Origin of the sequence: Stenotrophomonas sp. (genome assembly GCF_050737075.1) — a bacterium.
In the GTDB taxonomy this organism is placed as follows: domain Bacteria; phylum Pseudomonadota; class Gammaproteobacteria; order Xanthomonadales; family Xanthomonadaceae; genus Stenotrophomonas.
Genome location: NZ_JBOHXV010000047.1, coordinates 20,886 through 36,690 on the forward strand (window position 1 = coordinate 20,886; position 15,805 = coordinate 36,690).

Genomic DNA, 15,805 nt, shown 5'->3' on the forward strand with positions numbered 1-15,805 from the left:
ACCGGGCGCGCGAGGGTCTCAGCGCTTGCCGCCCACTTCGATGAAACGCAGGAACTCGGCGCGGGTGCGGGCATCTTCGCGGAAGCTGCCCAGCATCTTGGAGGTGACCATGCTCACGCCACGCTTGTGGATGCCGCGGGTGGTCATGCATTCGTGCGCGCCTTCCACCACCACGCCCACGCCGATCGGCTGCAGCACGTCCTGGATGCACTGGGCGATCTGTGCGGTCATCTTTTCCTGGACCTGGAAGCGGCGGGCATAGGCCTCGACCACGCGGGCCAGCTTGCTGATGCCCACCACCTTGCCGGCCGGCAGGTAGCCGACGTGCACGCGGCCGATGATCGGCGCCATGTGGTGTTCGCAGTGGCTTTCGTACTCGATGTCGCGCAGCACGATCAGTTCGTCGTAACCGGCCACTTCCTCGAAGGTGCGCTCCATGTAGGCGCGCGGGTCGTCGCGGTAGCCGCTGAACCAGTCGCCATACGCTTCGGCGACGCGCCGCGGGGTGTCCAGCAGGCCTTCACGGGTGGGATCTTCACCGGCCCAGCGCAGCAGGGTGCGCACGGCCGATTCGGCCTCGTCCTGGGTCACCGGGGTCGCGTCGTTGTCTTGTTTGCTCATTACATACAGCACCCGAAGGGGGGCGAGCATCGTACCCGACAGACCCCCCGGGCGTCCCCCGGGCGTTGTGCTGCGGTTGGGTCGGGGTATTGATAGGAGGAAAATTAGTAGTATCCTATCTATCTGCCATGAAACGCTCCCTCGACGAACGCACCCAGCTGCAGATGCAGCTCAGCTCCGGCCTGCTCCACTCAGGGCGGCAATGGCAGCGCCTGGCCGACCAGGCCCTGGGCAGCTACGGCATTTCGGCCGCCTGCACCATGCCGCTGCTGCTGATCGGCCGCGCCGGCGGGGGTATCCGCCAGGTCACCCTGGCCCAGCAGCTGGGCATGGAAGGCCCCTCGCTGGTGCGCCTGCTGGACAAGCTGTCGGCCAGCGAGCTGGTCCGCCGCGAATGCGACGCCAGCGACCGCCGCGCCAACCTGCTGTGGCTGACCGACAAGGGCGAGGCCCTGGTCAGCGAGCTGGAGGCCGAGCTGATCGGCCTGCGCCAGGACGTGTTCGGCGAGCTCTCCACCGAGGAACTGCGCACCGTGCTGAAGCTGTGGAAGCTGCTGGCCGATGCGTCCGACCGCGTGACGTAAGCCGCTGCCCTGCCCCACCTCCCGGTGTTGTCCCGCGACGCCGTGGCCTTCCCCTTTCCGCTCCCCTGCGAAGTTCCTGCCCCGATGTACGGTGAATTCAGTCTCTATGGTGTGTTCGTCCCGACCCTGCTCGGGCTGATGCTGCTGGCGTACCTGCTCAACAGCGGGCTGCGTCTGGTCCTGCAGCGCACCGGCGCCTACCGCCACATCTGGCACCCCGCCCTGTTCAACCTGGCCCTGTACATGATCGTGCTCGGCGGGTTGTTTTCCCTGATGCGTTGGATGCAATCGTGAACAAGATCCTCAAGCACACCTTCCCGGTCGTCCTGACCGTGGTTGCCGTCATTGCCGCGCTGCTGGTGCTGCGCCACCTGTGGTCGTACTACATGGACGAGCCGTGGACGCGCGACGCGCACGTCAGCGCCGACGTGGTCCAGGTCGCGCCGGACGTGTCCGGGCTGGTGGAAGCGGTGAAGGTGGCCGACAACCAGCCCGTCAAGCGCGGCGAGGTGCTGTTCGTGGTCGACCGCGCGCGCTACCAGATCGCACTGGAGCAGGCCCAGGCCGCCCTCGGCGAACGCCGCGCCACGCTGGAGCAGCTGCGCCGCGAGATCGCCCGCGACCGCAGCCTGCAGGACCTGGTGGCCGCCGAGGACGCCGAAGTGCGCCGCGCCAAGCTGCAGGCCGCACAGGCTTCCATGGCCACGGCGCAGGCCGCGGTGGACCTGGCCAAGCTCAACCTGGCCCGCACCGAGGTGCGCAGCCCCAGCGACGGGCACGTCAACGACCGCACCGTGCGCGCGGGTGACTACGTCACCGCCGGCCGCCCGGTAATGGCGGTGCTCGACACCGGCTCATTCCGCGTCGATGGCTACTTCGAAGAGACCCGCCTGCGCGGCGTGCATGCCGGCCAGAAGGTCGACATCCGCCTGATGGGCGAGGCGCAGCCGCTGCAGGGCCACGTGCAGAGCATCGCCGCCGGCATCGAGGACCGCTACCGCAGCGAAGGCTCCAGCCTGCTGCCGAACGTGACCCCGGCCTTCGACTGGGTGCGGCTGGCGCAGCGCATTCCGGTGCGCATCCATATCGACCGCGTGCCCGAGGGCGTGAACCTGATCGCCGGGCGCACCGCCACGGTCACGATCAAACCGGACGCCGCCACGACCACGCCGGCGCAACCGGCACGGGCGGCGCTGTGAACCGCCCGGCCCTGCAGCGCGTCGCCGTCGCACTCGCGCTGACCGCCAGCCTGGCCGCCTGCCGCACGGTCGGCCCCGATTACGCGGTACCGGCCGGCGCGGCATTCCAGCGGCCGGAGGCCAATGCGGCCTTCATCGACACCGCCAACCCGCAGGTGGCGCCGGGCGCCGCGCTGCCGGCCCGCTGGTGGGAGCTGTACCAGGACGCCACGCTCAACGGGCTGGTGGAGCAGGCGCTGCGCGACAACGTGGAACTCAAGGTCGCCGATGCCAACCTGCGCCGCGCCGCCGCCGTGTACGAGCAGGCGCTGGATGCCGGTGGCTTCGAATACGAGGCCGAGGCCGGCGTGAGCCGGGCGCAGCTGTCGGCAGAGTCGTTCCTGCTGGAACACGAGCTGCCGCCGATCAACCTGGCCGAGGGCAAGTTCGCGGTCTCCTACCAGTTCGACCTGTTCGGCAAGCTCAAGCGCGCCTCCGAGGCCGCGCGTGCCGACGAGCAGTCGGTGGCCGCCGCCATGGACCTGGCCCGGGTCTCGCTGGTGGCCCAGGTCGCCGGCAGCTATGTGGAGATCTGCCACACCAACCACGAGCTGCACGTGGCCGAGCATTCGCTGCAGCTGCAGCAGCGCAGCCGCGAGGTCACCCAGCGGCTGATCGACGCCGGCCGCGGCACGCCGCCCGAACTGGCGCGCGCCAATGCCCAGGTGGCGATGCTGGAAGCGGCACTGCCGCCGCTGCACGCGCAGCGCCAGGCGGCCGAATACCAGCTGGCCGCCCTGCTCGGCCGCACCCCGGGCCAGCTGCCCGAGGGCGTGGACGCCTGCAGCCAGGCCCCGACCCTGGCCCAGCCGCTGCCGGTGGGCGACGGCCGCGCGCTGCTGCAGCGCCGCCCGGATATCCGCCAGGCGGAGCGCAAGCTGGCCGCCGCCACCGCACGCATCGGCGTGGCCACCGCCGAGCTGTACCCGGACATCCGCCTGGGCGCCTCGCTCGGCGCGGCCGGCCTGCTCGCCGATTTCGGCGAGCCGCTGACCCAGCAGTGGTCGTTCGGCCCGCTGATCTCGTGGACGCTGCCGTCCTCGGGCACGCATGCGCGCATCCACGCCACCGAAGCCGGCGCCGATGCCGCGCTGGCCGAGTTCGACCACAGCGTGCTGCAGGCGCTGCGCGAGACCCAGACCGCGCTGAGCCGCTACGCGCACGACCTGCAACGGCTGCAGTCGCTGCAGCAGGCGCAGGCCCAGGCCGCGCTCGCCGCCGGGCAGAACCGCCGGCTGTACCAGGGCGGGCGCACGCCGTACCTGTCCAGCCTGGATGCGGACCGCACCCTGGTCTCGGCCGATGCCACGCTGGCCCAGCAGCAGGCGCAGGTGTCGCGCGACCAGATCCAGCTGTTCCTGGTACTCGGCGGCGGCTGGAATGCCGATGCCGTGGCCGCGCATGAATAACCGTACGCCCGCGCTGCTGCTCGACCGCCAGGCCTGGTTGTTTTCGGTCAAGACCTTCCTGGCCGCCCTGGCCGCGCTGTACATCGGGCTGGCCGGCAACCTCTCACGGCCGTACTGGGCGATGGCCACCGTCTACATCGTGACCCAGCCGATGCTGGGCCCGACCCGGGCCAAGGGCGTGTACCGCATCGTCGGCACGCTCATTGCGGGTGCGGCCACGCTGTGGATGCTGCCGCACCTGGTGGAGACCCCACTGCTGCTGAGCGCGGCGATGTCGCTGTGGCTGTCGGCGTGCCTCTTCATCGCCCTGCTCAACCGCGGCCCGCGCGGCTACGCCTTCCTGCTGGCCGGCTACACCACGGCCTTCATCGGCTTCCCCGCCGTGACTTCACCGGACACCATCTTCGACACGGTGGTGGCACGCAGCGAGGAGATCATCCTGGGCACGGTGGTGGCGGTGCTGTTCGCCTCGCTGTTCTTCCCCACTTCGGTGCGGCCGATGCTGCGCGCACGGATCGGCAGCTGGATGGGCGATGCGGCGCAGTGGTGCCGGCAGATCCTGCTGCGCGGCCAGGCGCATGGCCCGCGCAACCGGCTGGCGGCCGACCTGGTGCAGTTCGAGGCGCTGATCGAGTTCCTGCGCCGCGACGATCCGCGCCATGCCGGCGCGGCGGTGTCGATGGAAAGGCTGCGCGAACGCATGCTGCTGATGCTGCCGGTGCTGTCCTCCATCGCCGACCGGCTGGGCGCGCTGCGCACCGGTGGGCGCGCGCTGCCGCCGGGGCTTGAGCCGCTGGTGGAGGACATCGCGGCGTGGCTGGAACACCCCGGACGCTCCAGCGCTGGCGAATACGCCGCGCTGCGTGGGCGCATCCTGGCACTGAAGCCGGCCGTGGACGGCGAGCTGGACCACCTGCTGCTGGTCACCCTGCTGCTGCGCCTGGAGGAGCTGGTGGACCTGTGGCAGGACTGCGCCACCCTGCACGAGGCGATCGAACACGGCAGCGCGCCGCGCGACACCGCCCACTACCGCATCGCGGCCACCCGCAAGACCGACGCCCGCCACGTGGACTACGGCATGGCGCTGTTCTCGGCGGCCAGTGCCGGGGTGGCATTGATGGCGTACTGCGCGCTGTGGATCGGGCTCGGCTGGGAAGGCGGCGGCAACGGCGCGATGATGGCGGCGGTGGCGGCGGCGTTCTTCGCCGCGCAGGACGATCCTGCGCCGAGCATGCTGTCGTTCCTGCTGTGGGCATTCGTGGCCAGCCTGGTGGCGGGCGTGTACCTGTTCGGCGTGTTCCCGGCGGTGCACGACTTCGGCAGCCTGGCCCTGGTGCTGGCGGTGATCTTCCTGCCGCTGGGCCTGCTGCTGCACCGCCCGCAGACCGCGCTCATCGGCTTGCCGTTGACGGTCAACCTGGTGGCCCTGCTCAACGTGCAGAACACCTACAGCGCCAATATCCAGAGCTTCATCAACTCGGCCGTGGCGATGTTCATCGGCATTGGCTTCGCGGTGGTGATGACCCGCCTGTTCCGCTCGGTCGGTGCCGAATGGACCGCGCGGCGGCTGGTACGCCAAGGCTGGACCACGCTGGCCGAGGCCGCCGAAGGGCATGGCCAGCAGGACCGCCAGCAGTTCGCCGCGCGCATGCTGGATCTGCTGGGCCTGCTTGCACCGCGCCTGGCCGCGACCCCGCAAGGCAGCGACATCGCCTCGGTGGACATGCTCACCGAGGCACGCATCGGGCTGAACATCCTGCAGCTGCGCCGCGCGCGACACGGGCTGCCGGTGGCCAGTTCGCAGGCGATCGACGCGATCCTGGACGAGGTGGCCACGCACTACCGCGCCCAGGTGGCGCAGCGCCGGCCGCTGCCCGCGCCGCCCGCATTGCAGGCCAAGCTGGATGCCTCGCTCAAGCGGGTGCAGACGGTGGACGCCGGCAAGGCACGCGACGAGGCGTTGATGGGCGTGCTGGGCCTTCGCTATGGCCTGTTCCCCGAGCACGCGCCGGTAGCCGACGCCCCCGCAGCGGCGACGCTGCAGCCGACAGCGTGAGCGAAGGCGGCGTTGCGCCGCCTTGATTGAACGCGACAAACGCGTGCAACCGTGCGCGCGATGGCCGGGGTGCGCCGTGGCTATACAGCAGGTGCACCCGCACCGATGCGGTCCGTGGTGCCTGCCCACGGAGAACGCACATGCCTCTCGATGATCTGCACCCGGTGCACAGCCTCGGCTTGGCGCTGCCGCGCACGCCGCAGCGCCGCTGCGCGCCGCGCCTGTTCCGGATGGAGCAGCTGGGCCTGACCCCGGCGTTCCTCGACCTGCTGGCCGACCAGGCCGACCACCTGCCGTGGGACACCTGGGATGTGGCGCGGCGCCGCCGGCAGATGCTGGAGCGCTACCGCAGCATCCTCGACACGAACCAGCGCGCGCTGCTGGATGCCTGCGCCGGCGACGCCGCCGACCCCTCGTGGGCGGCGTTGCTGGGTGCGCTGCCGTGCGTGCTGCGCGAGGCGCTGCTGCGGTTCCGTCCCCACCGCCGGCGCAGCCTGCGCAAGTACCGGTTGAGCCGCCACGCGACCCGCTGCTGGCAGCTGCAGCCCCTGGCCGACACGCGTTTCGAGCAGCCGGCCGTGGACGGGCGCACCCCGGTGCGCGACTTCGCCGCGATGCCGCTGGCGCTGACCTACCACCCGGACATGCTGCGCTTTGTCAGTGGCATCGCCGAAACGATCCACGGCCAGTGCGGTGCCATCGCGCTGGAGATGGCAGTGCACCAGATGCTGACCCTGGCCGACGGCGACAGCGCGGTGGACCCGGCGCCGGAAGGTCTGCACCAGGACGGCGCGGACTACATCGTGTCCGCCCTGGTCGTCCGCCGCCGTGGCGTGCTGGGCGGAACCTCGCGGGTGCTGCGCGGCACCGCCGGCCCCGTGCTGCTGGAACGCGAACTGCAGGAAGGCGAAGGCATCTTCCAGCCCGATGCGGGTTCACCGCTCTGGCATGAGGTCTCGCCCATCCGGGTTGCCGCCGCAGGGCATCCCGGCCAGCGCATGATCCTGGGCATCGACGCCCATGTACTCGCGGACGCACCGGCATGAAGGCGCGGGTCGCACGACCGGCGGCGAATGGCCGCGGACCCCGGCGGCAGCCACCCTCCGCCTGGCGCGGGCGGATGCTGAAGCTGCTGCATCTGGTGGCGGAACAGGCGCTGCCGCTGACCATTGCGGGCGTGTCGTTCGTGATCGCGCTCGACGCGTGGCTGTCGGCGCGCCCGGTGCTGTGGGAGCAGCAGCGCGCGCTGGCCTCGGTGTCGATCGCCACCGAACTGGAGCATCGCGCCGACGGCGGCGTCGACAGCCGCAACACCATCACCATCACCAACGTGGGCGAGCTCAGCTTCGCCGTCCTCGATGTGCAGATCGGCATGGCCACCGAAGACGGCGTGCAGGCGGCGTGGCTGCAGAATTCGCTGCTACGCGAATCGATCGTGCCGTTGCCGATCGGGCTGCGCCCGTTCCACCTGGAGCCGGCGCGCGACGGTGCCAGCGCGCGCTATGCGTTCGACGACAGCCATTCGGGATGGCATGCGGTGGACCCGGGCCGCGCGGTGGAGCTGGTGTTCGTGCAGCCCCTGCACGGCGAGGGCCAGCTGGATATCAGCGTGGAGGTGTTCGCCCAGCCGCTGCGGATGGCCGCACTGGCCGAGCAGATCACCACCGAACGGGTGATTGCCGGGCACCGCCGCCACGTGTTTCCCGAATCCGGCGAAGGCGAGGTATCGGACCTGGGCGTGTTTCCGTACACCGCCTCCAGCGTGGTGCTGGTGCCGGCCGAGCCGGTGCATGTGGCGCGCGCGGCGCCGCCCACGCGGTTGCGTGCGAAACGCCGGAACGACACGGCAACACCCTGAAACAACGCGCCGCACCGTGCCGACACCGCCGTCCTATACCTGTGCTGCGCAGCGCTGTCGCTGCGCGTTGCCACGGAGGCTGCATGCACACCCCTGATCCCCCTTCCCCGCCGCCGGCCGATGCAGCCGAACGTGCACGTGCCTATCGCCAGCACTGCATTGCCGCGCTGCTGCGTGGCCTGGCGGTCCTGGTGGCGATACTGCTGTCGCTGCTGCTGGCCCTGTTCGCGCCCGCGCCTGCGGCACACGCCGCCGATGCAGCGCCGCGCGTCACCGCGCTGCACGGCCACCTCGAGCTGGACTACACGCTCACCGTCGAGGTGGCCAACCTGGCGCACTGGGCGATGGAAGGCGATCCGAAGCAACTGGTGCCCTTCATCGATGGCCGCGCGATCACCGGCAACACGCCCGAGGCGATCGACCTGGTGCACGGGCGCCTGCTGTTCCACCTGCGCATCAACGAGGACAACCGCGCGGTGTGGACCGACCTGCTCGGCGCGCCGGAAGGGCTGCAGCGGCGGGTGACGTTCAGCGTCGGCCCGGCCGACGGCGCGCCGTTCGATACCGTGCTCACCGGCGGCCAGCGGGTGCTGCTGACGGTGATCTCGCCGGTGTACGGCGGCATCGCGCTGGCGCTGGTGGTGGTGACGCTGGCGGTGTTCGTACAGCTGGCGCGCACCACCAGCATCATCCGCAAGCCCGGCCCCGGCGCGACCCAGCCCTACGACCTGGGCCGCTTCCAGATGGCGGTGTGGTTCTTCCTGATCTACCTGTCCTACACCGCGATCTGGCTGGTCACCGACGCCACCGACACCATCCATCCCTCGCTGCTGGCCCTGCTCGGGATCAGCGCCGGCACGGCGCTGAGCGAGGCGGTGATCGATGCCGGCGCGGCGCCCGCGCAGGATGCGCGCGAGGGCGGCCTGCTGGCCGAACGCGAGCAGCTGGTGCCTCAGCTGGGGGCGCGTGGGCGCTGGCAGGACCCGGACGCAGATGCTGATGCACGCGGCCGGCAGCAGGCGGCACGGCAGCGCGTGGCGCAGATCGACCAGCAACTGCGCACCTTGCAGCAGCAGGCACCGGAAGCGGTGTCGCAGGGCCTGCTGCATGACCTGCTCTCGGACGCACAGGGCTACCGGTTCGATCGCTTCCAGATCTTCGCGTTCACGCTGATCCTCGGCGTGATCTTCCTGTCCGACGTCTACAACAACCTGAGCATGCCCGAGCTCAGCCCGACCCTGCTCGGCCTGATGGGCCTCAGCTCCGGCACCTACATCGGCTTCAAGCTGCCCGACCGCCGCTAAGCACCCCGCGCCGCGCAACGACGCGGCGTGGCGACCTCTCCTGGATGCGCCCAGACCAACGAGGATCCGCAATGAACGCAATGACACTGAGCCCGCAGGGCGTGGAATGGCTCAAGCACGTGGAAGGTGAGCGCCTGCAGCCGTATGACGACCAGACCGGCAAGCCGATCGCGGCGTGGGTACAGGGCGCCACGGTGGGCTACGGGCACCTGATCGGCCGCGGCGAATGGGACCGGCTGGGCGGCGGGGTGAGCCTGGCGCAGGCCGAACAGCTGCTGCACCAGGACCTGCAGCCGTTCGAACAGGCGGTGGCACGCAGCATCACCGCGACGCTGTCGCAATGCCAGTTCGATGCGCTGACCATCCTCTGCTACAACATCGGCGGCGGCAATTTCGCGCGCTCGTCGGTGGTCAAGATGATCAACAACCCGCGCGCGGTCACTACCTTCGCAACGCTGGAAGCGGCGTGGAAGGCGTGGAACCGCTCACAGGGCAAGGTGATGCGCGGCCTCGACAACCGGCGCGCGGCAGAGTGGCGCATGTACAGCAGCGGCGCCTATACCCACTGGTAAGACACGGCAGCGGAAACATGGCGGCCCGCACTTCCTTCCGGAAGCACGGGCCGCGTTCATTGCAGGCAGTTCAGCGAGCGGCGCGGCCGAGCAGGCAGCCCGGCGTGCACTCGCCGTTGCCCGGGTCGATGCGCACGGCGATGCCCTCGCCCCGCGGCTGCACCACCAGCCAGCGGCCCACCAGGCGGTCGCAGATCGCGCCGCCGTTGCCGGGCAGGACGGCGAACCACGCGCCGTCGGCGGCGTTGCCTTCGAAGCGCAGCGGCAGCCGGCAGTTGCGCGGGCTGCCGTAGACGAGGTTGCCGCCGGTATCGCCCGGGTCGCGTCCGGCGAGCTGCACGGCCAGGTCCACCTCGGCACCGTCGGTGGTCTGCACGATGGTGGTCCAGCGTCCGTCCAGCGCGGCGTTCAACGTATCGGCGGCCTGCCCCTGCGCTGCTTTCCACAGCGGCAGGTTGGCCTCGCGCGCGCCGCTGCGCAGCTGCAGCCGGGCCGGTGAGGTGTCGGCGTCCAGCGTCATCCGCCCGGGATACCACTGGTTGCAGTAGCGGCCGCCGCTGCTGCCGGTGAGCTCGTAGCGGCCCGCGCCGCCGCCGGTGGGTCGCGCCTCCACCCGGCAGTTGCGCGGCTGGCCGAACACGATCTGCAGGGTATCGCTGCCCGGTTGTGGCAGCAGGCGCACCGACGACGGGCGCCCGTCGACGATGTCCACGCCAGCCCACGGCGTGGGCGTTGCGGCATCGGGGTTGGCCTGGGCGTGGGCCAGCAGCGGCGCGAACAGGGCCAACAGGGCCCAACGGGATGAAACGGGGTGGGTGCTCATGGCGTACTCCTGGGTGGAAAGACGCGCACGCCCGCCCGGAGGCGGGCGGACGCTCAGAAATAACGGGTCATCAGGGCGATGGCCAACGCCACCAGCCACAGGCAGGCCAGCAGGCGCTGCCGGCGGCGGCGACGGCGTGCGGCCGCCTGTGCGCGGCGTCGTGCCAGCAGCGGCGCCATCCACTCCTGCACCTGGCGGGCATCGTCGCTGGACAGCAGCAGGCGCAGGCGCTCGGGTCGGGCCATGTCAGTTCTCCGCGGTCGCGTGGGGATCCACGCTGAGGGTGCGCAGCAGCTGCCCGTCGAGCAGCAGCTCGACGTGGATCGGGGTGCCGCCGCGCAGGCTGATGGTGAGCAGGTGCTCGGCCGGTGCGGTGCAGGGGCACAGCGCAAGCAAGGGCAATGCGCCGTGGCCGCCGTCGAGTTCTTCCAGGCAGCAGTCGATCTGTACTTCCAGGCAGGTGGCCAGCACGCCGCGCGGCAGGACGAGGTCGGCCAGCGGTACCGGCTGCGACTGCCACTGCCCGTCCACCAGTGTGCTCACCGCCAGCGTCTGCCCGCTGCCCAGCCGCGCCTGCAGCCGGGCCAGGTGCGCACGCGCGCCCTGCGCGCGGCCATGGGCCAGTGCCGAGGCGAGCACGTGGATGAGGTCGTCAAGCCGATGGTCGGCCATGCGGCGGACTCCTGGTGGCCATGTCAGTCGGCCATCCACACCGGGCGTCTGGGGAAGCCCACGTGGTAGGCCAGCCACTGCAGCACGACCTGGTGCTCGCCGATCTGCAGGATGGTGAAACTGCGTTCGATGCCGAGGATCGAGCCCTTGGGCGTATCGCTCAGGCAACGGTTCAACAGGTCCTGGGCCTGGGCCAGGTCGGCGTCGGTCAACATCTGGGTCGGGTTGTTGCTGCCGACGACGATGCGCTTCACGTACTTCACGTCATTGAGATCGAACATGCGGGTCATCCTTGCGCTGGACATGCCGGACCCGCCGCGCCTGAAGGACGCGGCGGGTCATTCCGCGGTGGTGTTGGTGGCCACCGATGTGTGCCTGCCGATCAGGCCGGCACCGGCACCGGCGGGCCGATCTTGCGCGGCGCGGCGGCGGTCTGGAGGATGTCCAGCACGCGTGCCAGGCCTTCCGGCATGCCCTTGTCTTCGGCGTGCACGGCCACGGTGTACTTGGCCGAGTTGTCCGAGGTCCGGGTGTTTTCCTTGTGCGAGGCCACCGAGCCCTGGATGTTCACCTTGGCCGAGAAGATGCCCCAACCCACCTTCATTTCCGCCTGCATGCCGGCCGAGTAGTCCTGGCTCTCCTTGGCCGAGAACGACGACTTCACTTCCATTTCGAAGTTGATGTCCACGGTGTAGATGCTCAGGTTGGGCACCTTGACGATGGCCAGCAGCGGTACTTCCAGTTCGACTTCCTCTTCGGAGAACGGCTGGGCGTCCTTGGTGGCCGGGTCCAGGTTGTCGACCGGACGCTTGAAGCGGAACAGCGCGGTGCGCGTGCCACCCACGGCGTTGGGGTCGGTGTTGGCCGGGTCGGTGGGCGGCAGGAAACCGACCGAGCGGATGAAGCTGGCGGTGGCCTGGGCCAGTTTGATCTGCGAATCGCAGGCGGCAGTCAGCGGGCCGCCGATGAGGTCGCTCATCGGCAGGCCCTTGAACTGACTGGAGATGTTGACCAGTTCGTCGGGCATTGCAGTTCACTCCTGTGGAAAGGTGGACGACACCGGCCGCATCACGCGACCGGGTCGGTGCGGGTACTGCGGGATCACGTTGCTTTGATGGTCTTGAACACCCCCTGGCTTTGCGCCAGGTGGTTCATCAACCGCGCCGCGCCATCGGTCGGCTCGGTTCCTTCCACGCGCAACTGCACGTGTACGTTGCCCACGCCCTTGCCGCGGCCGGTATCCAGTCCTACGTGTCGCGCCGCCGGCCGCGGCGACTCCCAGGCTTCCGTCGCACCCGGCGCAGGTGGGTACGGATCCTCGGCACCCAGTTCCGCCAGGTCCGCGTTGAAACTGATCTCCACCTCCCGGATGCGCAGGTTGTTGGTGGACACCAGCGGCAACAGCGGCGCGCGGTACAGGTCCTCATCGCCTTCCTCGGCCTGCGGGTGCAGGGAGGGCATGCGGATGGTGACGCTCCGGGGCCGGTTGTCTTCGTCGAAGTAGTCGCGCAAGTGGGAAATCTGGTGCATCTCGATGCTGTCCTGGGCCTCGATGACGGCTCCGGCCAGCGCTTCGATCAACGTGTGGAATGACATGGTTCCGCTCATCTCGCCCTCGCTCCTGTTCGTGGATCCCTGCGATGCGCGAGAGGCGCAGATCGATGGTCGTGGTCCACGGGTTCATTGATACCCGCCGCCCCATACCGGCGTACGGCGGGGTGTTGCGCGGGGTTATCCGCGCGTTGCACGCGGTGTGCGCGCGGCGGTGACCGCCGCGCACGCACCGCGCATGCTCGACGGTGGCTCGCCGTAGTGATGGCGATAGGCACGGCTGAAACCGGAGAGGCTGACGAAGCCCACCGCATAGGCCACCTCGGACACATTGCCCTCGCCTTCGCGCAGCAGGCGTTGCGCCAGCTGCAGGCGCACGGTGCGGATCAGTTCGCCGGGCGGATGGCCGATGCTGGCCACCAGCTTGCGGTGCAGGCTGGTGCGCGACATGTTCAACGCCGACGCCAACCGGTCCACCGACAGGTCTTCGTCATCGGCGTGGTGTTCGATCCAGTCGCGTGCGCGTTCCACCAGCCGCGTGGCGGCGGTGCCATGCGGACGGATCCGGGTACGCGCCAGCAGCGCCTCCCAGGCCGTATCCACATCGACATCGGTGCAGCCCTGGCAGCTGCAATGCCCCATGCGCGTGAGCAGTGCCAGGCTCCACGCAAGCAGCCGACCATCGCCATCGTCGGCGCCTCCGCCTCCCGCCACCTCATGCCGGTGACGGGAAGACAGCTCCAAACCGCGTTCCAGTACGTCCATAGCCGTGCCGTCTCCTTAGCGTGGATTGCCCTACGGCGGAATGGGTTGTTCGCGACGCCGTAGTGCTTCGCGTACCGGTGTAACCGGAGCGGTGCGTAAAGATTTGGCGCCGCGTTGCAGATGCTTGTCACATCGTTGCAGGGCGCTTTCGTATCGGCAGGTTTGGCGCGACACTGGATCGGCTATGGGGAGCGCCATGCAGCGCGGGGCCGATTAACTGTGATGTATCTCACTTGTGAAGCGAGATGTGGAACACAGGATGCACGGTTTTATCACCATGGGCGGTATCCTGCCGTCCTGCATTTGTGCATGGAACAAGGTGAGCCGCAATGAGTTACGACCTGATGGTGTTCGACCCCGCCGTGGCACCGCGCGATGCCGCTGCCTTCCTGGAGTGGTACGACGCGCAGACCGAGTGGAACGAGAAGCACGAGTACGACGACCCGGCGGTGTCCGTGCCGGCCCTGCAGGCATGGTTCACGGCGATCATCGAGCACTTCCCGCCGATGAGCGGCCCGCTGTCCGATGACGAGGACGATCGCCCGGAGGTCACCGACTACAGCGTCGGTACCCACGTGATCTATGCCTCGTTCGAGGACGACGTGGCCGAAGAAGCCCATGGGCTCGCGCAGGTACTGGCCAACGCGCACCAGGTAGGCTTCTTCGATGCCAGCGGTGATGGTGCGATCGTGTTCCCCGACGGGACGGTGATTATTCCGGAATAACCGGAACAGCCGGGCATGGCCCGGCTCTACCAGAGCTGGCCTTGGGTTGGCTCTGCAGCAGGTTGATCTGCCGGGCTGCCTGACAGGCGCGTCGCCAGCCCGGAAATGCGGCTGGCATGCCGGGCCAGCGCCGCCTGCAGTACCTCGGCGCTGCCCAGCACGTGCAGCGCCTGCCTGGCGCGGGTCATGCCCGTGTACACCAGCTCGCGCGACAGCACGCGGTTGTCGCGACGCGGCAGCTGCAACCAGACCTCATCGAACTCCGAGCCCTGTGCCTTGTGCACGGTCATGGCGAACGCGCTTTCGTGCGCGGGCAGCGCGCCCGGATGGAAGCCGCGTGGCTGGTCCGGGGTCTCGCCGGGGAACCAGGCGGTGACCGCGCCGTGGGGTTCGGCCAGGCAGATGCCGATGTCGCCGTTGAACAGGCGATGGCGGTAGCTGTTTTCGGTGATCAGCAGCAGGCGGCCGTGGAAGTAGCCCGGCGCCATGCCCGGCCGCGGTACGCCGGCCAGCAATGCCTCGATGCGTGCGTTGAGCCCGCGCGCGCCCTGCGGCCCTTCGCGCACGGCGGTGAGCAGGCGTATGCGGCCGGCATTGGCCAGCGCCTCGGCAGGACTGGCCACCTCACCCAGCCCCCGCCAATGCGACAACAGGTGCTCGCGGTGCTGCTGCAGCGGATCGATCTGGTTCTCGTGGAAGTGCACGCCGGCCAGGCTGTCGGCGCGCAGCAGCGCCAGTGCGGCGGCGCTGTCGCCATCGCGGACGGCGTGCGCGAGCGGCGCCAGGTCCAGCGCGGTGGTCTGTCGGTAGCCACGCTGCAGCTGCACGCGGCGGCCACCGAAACGGGTGGCCGGCGCCACCGGTTGCAGGGTGGCCGGCGCCAGCAGGCGCTGCAGTGCCTGCGCATCGTCGGCCTGGGTGCCACGGCCATCGCCGCTGGCACGCAGGATCGCGCTGAGCACGTCGCCGGCTTCCACCGACGGCAGCTGGTCCGGATCGCCCAGCAGCACCAGCCGCGCCCCGGTCGCCACCGCCTCGACCAGCTTGGTCATCAGCGGCAGGTCGATCATCGAGGCCTCGTCCACCACCACCACGTCGAACGGCAACGGGTTGTCGGCGTGGTGACGGAAGCGCGGCGAATCCGGGATGACCCCGAGCAGGCGGTGCAGCGTGGTGCCGGTGCCCGGCATGGCGTCGCACAGGTCCGGCGCGATGCCGAGCAGGCGCAGGCGCTGCACGGCAGAGCGCAGGCTTTCGGCCATGCGTTCGGCGGCGCGGCCGGTGGGCGCGGCCAGGGCCACCCGCGGCAGCGGCTGGCCGGCCTGCACCGCCTGGGCGGCCAGCAACACCAGCAGCCGGGCGATGGTGGTGGTCTTGCCGGTGCCAGGGCCGCCGGTGACCAGCACCAGCGGGTGGCGCAGGGCCACGGCCGCCGCGCGGGCCTGGTGGTCGCTGCCCTCGCGCGCCTGCGGGAACAGCTGCGCGAACAGCGCGGCCAGCGCGGCCGGGTCGTCCTGCGCCAGCGGGTGGGTGGCGATGCGCTGCAGGCCATCGGCCAGCCGGCGTTCGTATTCGCGGTAGCGCCGCAGATAGAGCAGCCCGCCTTCCAGCACCAGTGGACCGTCGG

General features: G+C 69.9%; 19 protein-coding genes. 10 read left to right on the forward strand and 9 right to left on the reverse strand.

Annotated elements, in window-relative coordinates:
- Nucleotides 1-18: 18 nt before the first annotated feature.
- A complete protein-coding gene (folE, locus tag ACREPD_RS12560; RefSeq protein ID WP_421568135.1) occupies nucleotides 19-621 on the reverse strand; it encodes a GTP cyclohydrolase I FolE in 603 nt (200 codons plus the stop codon).
- A 128-nt stretch (nucleotides 622-749) separates the two neighbouring features.
- Between folE and ACREPD_RS12565 the strand changes: the two genes are divergently transcribed.
- From ACREPD_RS12565 to ACREPD_RS12605, 9 genes are all read left to right on the forward strand, one after another.
- Nucleotides 750-1,205: a MarR family winged helix-turn-helix transcriptional regulator gene (locus ACREPD_RS12565; protein ID WP_431599650.1), complete on the forward strand. Its 456-nt coding sequence runs from the start codon at nucleotides 750-752 to the stop codon at nucleotides 1,203-1,205.
- Nucleotides 1,206-1,289: 84 nt separating this feature from the next.
- Nucleotides 1,290-1,499, forward strand: coding sequence for a DUF1656 domain-containing protein (locus ACREPD_RS12570; RefSeq protein WP_421568137.1), 210 nt, complete (start codon nucleotides 1,290-1,292; stop codon nucleotides 1,497-1,499).
- On the forward strand, nucleotides 1,496-2,404 hold the full coding sequence (locus ACREPD_RS12575; protein ID WP_431599651.1) for an efflux RND transporter periplasmic adaptor subunit: 909 nt from the start codon (nucleotides 1,496-1,498) through the stop codon (nucleotides 2,402-2,404). The genes ACREPD_RS12570 and ACREPD_RS12575 overlap by 4 nt, the downstream gene beginning before the upstream one ends.
- Complete coding sequence (locus ACREPD_RS12580) at nucleotides 2,401-3,852, forward strand: efflux transporter outer membrane subunit (protein WP_431599652.1); 1,452 nt, start codon at nucleotides 2,401-2,403, stop codon at nucleotides 3,850-3,852. The genes ACREPD_RS12575 and ACREPD_RS12580 overlap by 4 nt, the downstream gene beginning before the upstream one ends.
- Nucleotides 3,845-5,908 carry an FUSC family protein gene (locus ACREPD_RS12585; protein ID WP_431599653.1) on the forward strand — a complete coding sequence of 688 codons (2,064 nt, stop codon included), beginning with the start codon at nucleotides 3,845-3,847 and terminating at the stop codon, nucleotides 5,906-5,908. Before ACREPD_RS12580 ends, ACREPD_RS12585 begins: the two co-directional genes overlap by 8 nt.
- A gap of 140 nt (nucleotides 5,909-6,048) precedes the next feature.
- Entirely contained in the window at nucleotides 6,049-6,954 is a 906-nt protein-coding gene (locus ACREPD_RS12590; protein ID WP_431599654.1) for a 2OG-Fe dioxygenase family protein, read from the forward strand.
- A 74-nt stretch (nucleotides 6,955-7,028) separates the two neighbouring features.
- Entirely contained in the window at nucleotides 7,029-7,766 is a 738-nt protein-coding gene (locus ACREPD_RS12595) for a hypothetical protein (RefSeq protein WP_431599655.1), read from the forward strand.
- A gap of 83 nt (nucleotides 7,767-7,849) precedes the next feature.
- Nucleotides 7,850-9,070, forward strand: coding sequence for a hypothetical protein (locus ACREPD_RS12600; RefSeq protein ID WP_431599656.1), 1,221 nt, complete (start codon nucleotides 7,850-7,852; stop codon nucleotides 9,068-9,070).
- Nucleotides 9,071-9,141: 71 nt separating this feature from the next.
- On the forward strand, nucleotides 9,142-9,642 hold the full coding sequence (locus ACREPD_RS12605) for a lysozyme (RefSeq protein WP_431599657.1): 501 nt from the start codon (nucleotides 9,142-9,144) through the stop codon (nucleotides 9,640-9,642).
- Between the two features lie 70 nt (nucleotides 9,643-9,712).
- Here ACREPD_RS12605 and ACREPD_RS12610 read toward each other — a convergent pair whose 3' ends face one another.
- The 7 genes from ACREPD_RS12610 to ACREPD_RS12640 form a co-directional block, all read right to left on the reverse strand.
- Complete coding sequence (locus ACREPD_RS12610) at nucleotides 9,713-10,465, reverse strand: hypothetical protein (protein WP_431599658.1); 753 nt, start codon at nucleotides 10,463-10,465, stop codon at nucleotides 9,713-9,715.
- 53 nt (nucleotides 10,466-10,518) lie between these two features.
- A complete protein-coding gene (locus ACREPD_RS12615; RefSeq protein ID WP_313344966.1) occupies nucleotides 10,519-10,710 on the reverse strand; it encodes a hypothetical protein in 192 nt (63 codons plus the stop codon).
- Between the two features lies 1 nt (nucleotide 10,711).
- Complete coding sequence (locus ACREPD_RS12620) at nucleotides 10,712-11,137, reverse strand: hypothetical protein (RefSeq protein WP_431599659.1); 426 nt, start codon at nucleotides 11,135-11,137, stop codon at nucleotides 10,712-10,714.
- Nucleotides 11,138-11,160: 23 nt separating this feature from the next.
- Entirely contained in the window at nucleotides 11,161-11,418 is a 258-nt protein-coding gene (locus ACREPD_RS12625) for a hypothetical protein (protein WP_313345251.1), read from the reverse strand.
- Between the two features lie 101 nt (nucleotides 11,419-11,519).
- Nucleotides 11,520-12,164: a DUF2589 domain-containing protein gene (locus ACREPD_RS12630; protein WP_431599660.1), complete on the reverse strand. Its 645-nt coding sequence runs from the start codon at nucleotides 12,162-12,164 to the stop codon at nucleotides 11,520-11,522.
- Between the two features lie 74 nt (nucleotides 12,165-12,238).
- On the reverse strand, nucleotides 12,239-12,733 hold the full coding sequence (locus ACREPD_RS12635; RefSeq protein WP_431599661.1) for a DUF2589 domain-containing protein: 495 nt from the start codon (nucleotides 12,731-12,733) through the stop codon (nucleotides 12,239-12,241).
- Nucleotides 12,734-12,868: 135 nt separating this feature from the next.
- Nucleotides 12,869-13,453: a helix-turn-helix transcriptional regulator gene (locus tag ACREPD_RS12640; protein WP_431599662.1), complete on the reverse strand. Its 585-nt coding sequence runs from the start codon at nucleotides 13,451-13,453 to the stop codon at nucleotides 12,869-12,871.
- Between the two features lie 329 nt (nucleotides 13,454-13,782).
- Between ACREPD_RS12640 and ACREPD_RS12645 the strand changes: the two genes are divergently transcribed.
- Nucleotides 13,783-14,178: a hypothetical protein gene (locus tag ACREPD_RS12645; protein ID WP_431599663.1), complete on the forward strand. Its 396-nt coding sequence runs from the start codon at nucleotides 13,783-13,785 to the stop codon at nucleotides 14,176-14,178.
- A 26-nt stretch (nucleotides 14,179-14,204) separates the two neighbouring features.
- Here the strand turns inward: ACREPD_RS12645 and recD are convergent.
- A partial coding sequence (recD, locus tag ACREPD_RS12650) for an exodeoxyribonuclease V subunit alpha (RefSeq protein ID WP_431599664.1) occupies nucleotides 14,205-15,805 on the reverse strand: 1,601 nt, incomplete at its 5' end.

What these genes read in the sequence shown, in the direction of transcription:
- folE (WP_421568135.1), bottom strand. Translation starts at nt 621, where the DNA reads ATGAGCAAACAAGACAACGACGCGACCCCGGTGACCCAGGACGAGGCC.
- ACREPD_RS12565 (WP_431599650.1), top strand. Translation starts at nt 750, where the DNA reads ATGAAACGCTCCCTCGACGAACGCACCCAGCTGCAGATGCAGCTCAGC.
- ACREPD_RS12570 (WP_421568137.1), top strand. Translation starts at nt 1,290, where the DNA reads ATGTACGGTGAATTCAGTCTCTATGGTGTGTTCGTCCCGACCCTGCTC.
- ACREPD_RS12585 (WP_431599653.1), top strand. Translation starts at nt 3,845, where the DNA reads ATGAATAACCGTACGCCCGCGCTGCTGCTCGACCGCCAGGCCTGGTTG.
- ACREPD_RS12590 (WP_431599654.1), top strand. Translation starts at nt 6,049, where the DNA reads ATGCCTCTCGATGATCTGCACCCGGTGCACAGCCTCGGCTTGGCGCTG.
- ACREPD_RS12595 (WP_431599655.1), top strand. Translation starts at nt 7,029, where the DNA reads ATGCTGAAGCTGCTGCATCTGGTGGCGGAACAGGCGCTGCCGCTGACC.
- ACREPD_RS12600 (WP_431599656.1), top strand. Translation starts at nt 7,850, where the DNA reads ATGCACACCCCTGATCCCCCTTCCCCGCCGCCGGCCGATGCAGCCGAA.
- ACREPD_RS12605 (WP_431599657.1), top strand. Translation starts at nt 9,142, where the DNA reads ATGAACGCAATGACACTGAGCCCGCAGGGCGTGGAATGGCTCAAGCAC.
- ACREPD_RS12610 (WP_431599658.1), bottom strand. Translation starts at nt 10,465, where the DNA reads ATGAGCACCCACCCCGTTTCATCCCGTTGGGCCCTGTTGGCCCTGTTC.
- ACREPD_RS12615 (WP_313344966.1), bottom strand. Translation starts at nt 10,710, where the DNA reads ATGGCCCGACCCGAGCGCCTGCGCCTGCTGCTGTCCAGCGACGATGCC.
- ACREPD_RS12620 (WP_431599659.1), bottom strand. Translation starts at nt 11,137, where the DNA reads ATGGCCGACCATCGGCTTGACGACCTCATCCACGTGCTCGCCTCGGCA.
- ACREPD_RS12625 (WP_313345251.1), bottom strand. Translation starts at nt 11,418, where the DNA reads ATGTTCGATCTCAATGACGTGAAGTACGTGAAGCGCATCGTCGTCGGC.
- ACREPD_RS12630 (WP_431599660.1), bottom strand. Translation starts at nt 12,164, where the DNA reads ATGCCCGACGAACTGGTCAACATCTCCAGTCAGTTCAAGGGCCTGCCG.
- ACREPD_RS12635 (WP_431599661.1), bottom strand. Translation starts at nt 12,733, where the DNA reads ATGTCATTCCACACGTTGATCGAAGCGCTGGCCGGAGCCGTCATCGAG.
- ACREPD_RS12640 (WP_431599662.1), bottom strand. Translation starts at nt 13,453, where the DNA reads ATGGACGTACTGGAACGCGGTTTGGAGCTGTCTTCCCGTCACCGGCAT.
- ACREPD_RS12645 (WP_431599663.1), top strand. Translation starts at nt 13,783, where the DNA reads ATGAGTTACGACCTGATGGTGTTCGACCCCGCCGTGGCACCGCGCGAT.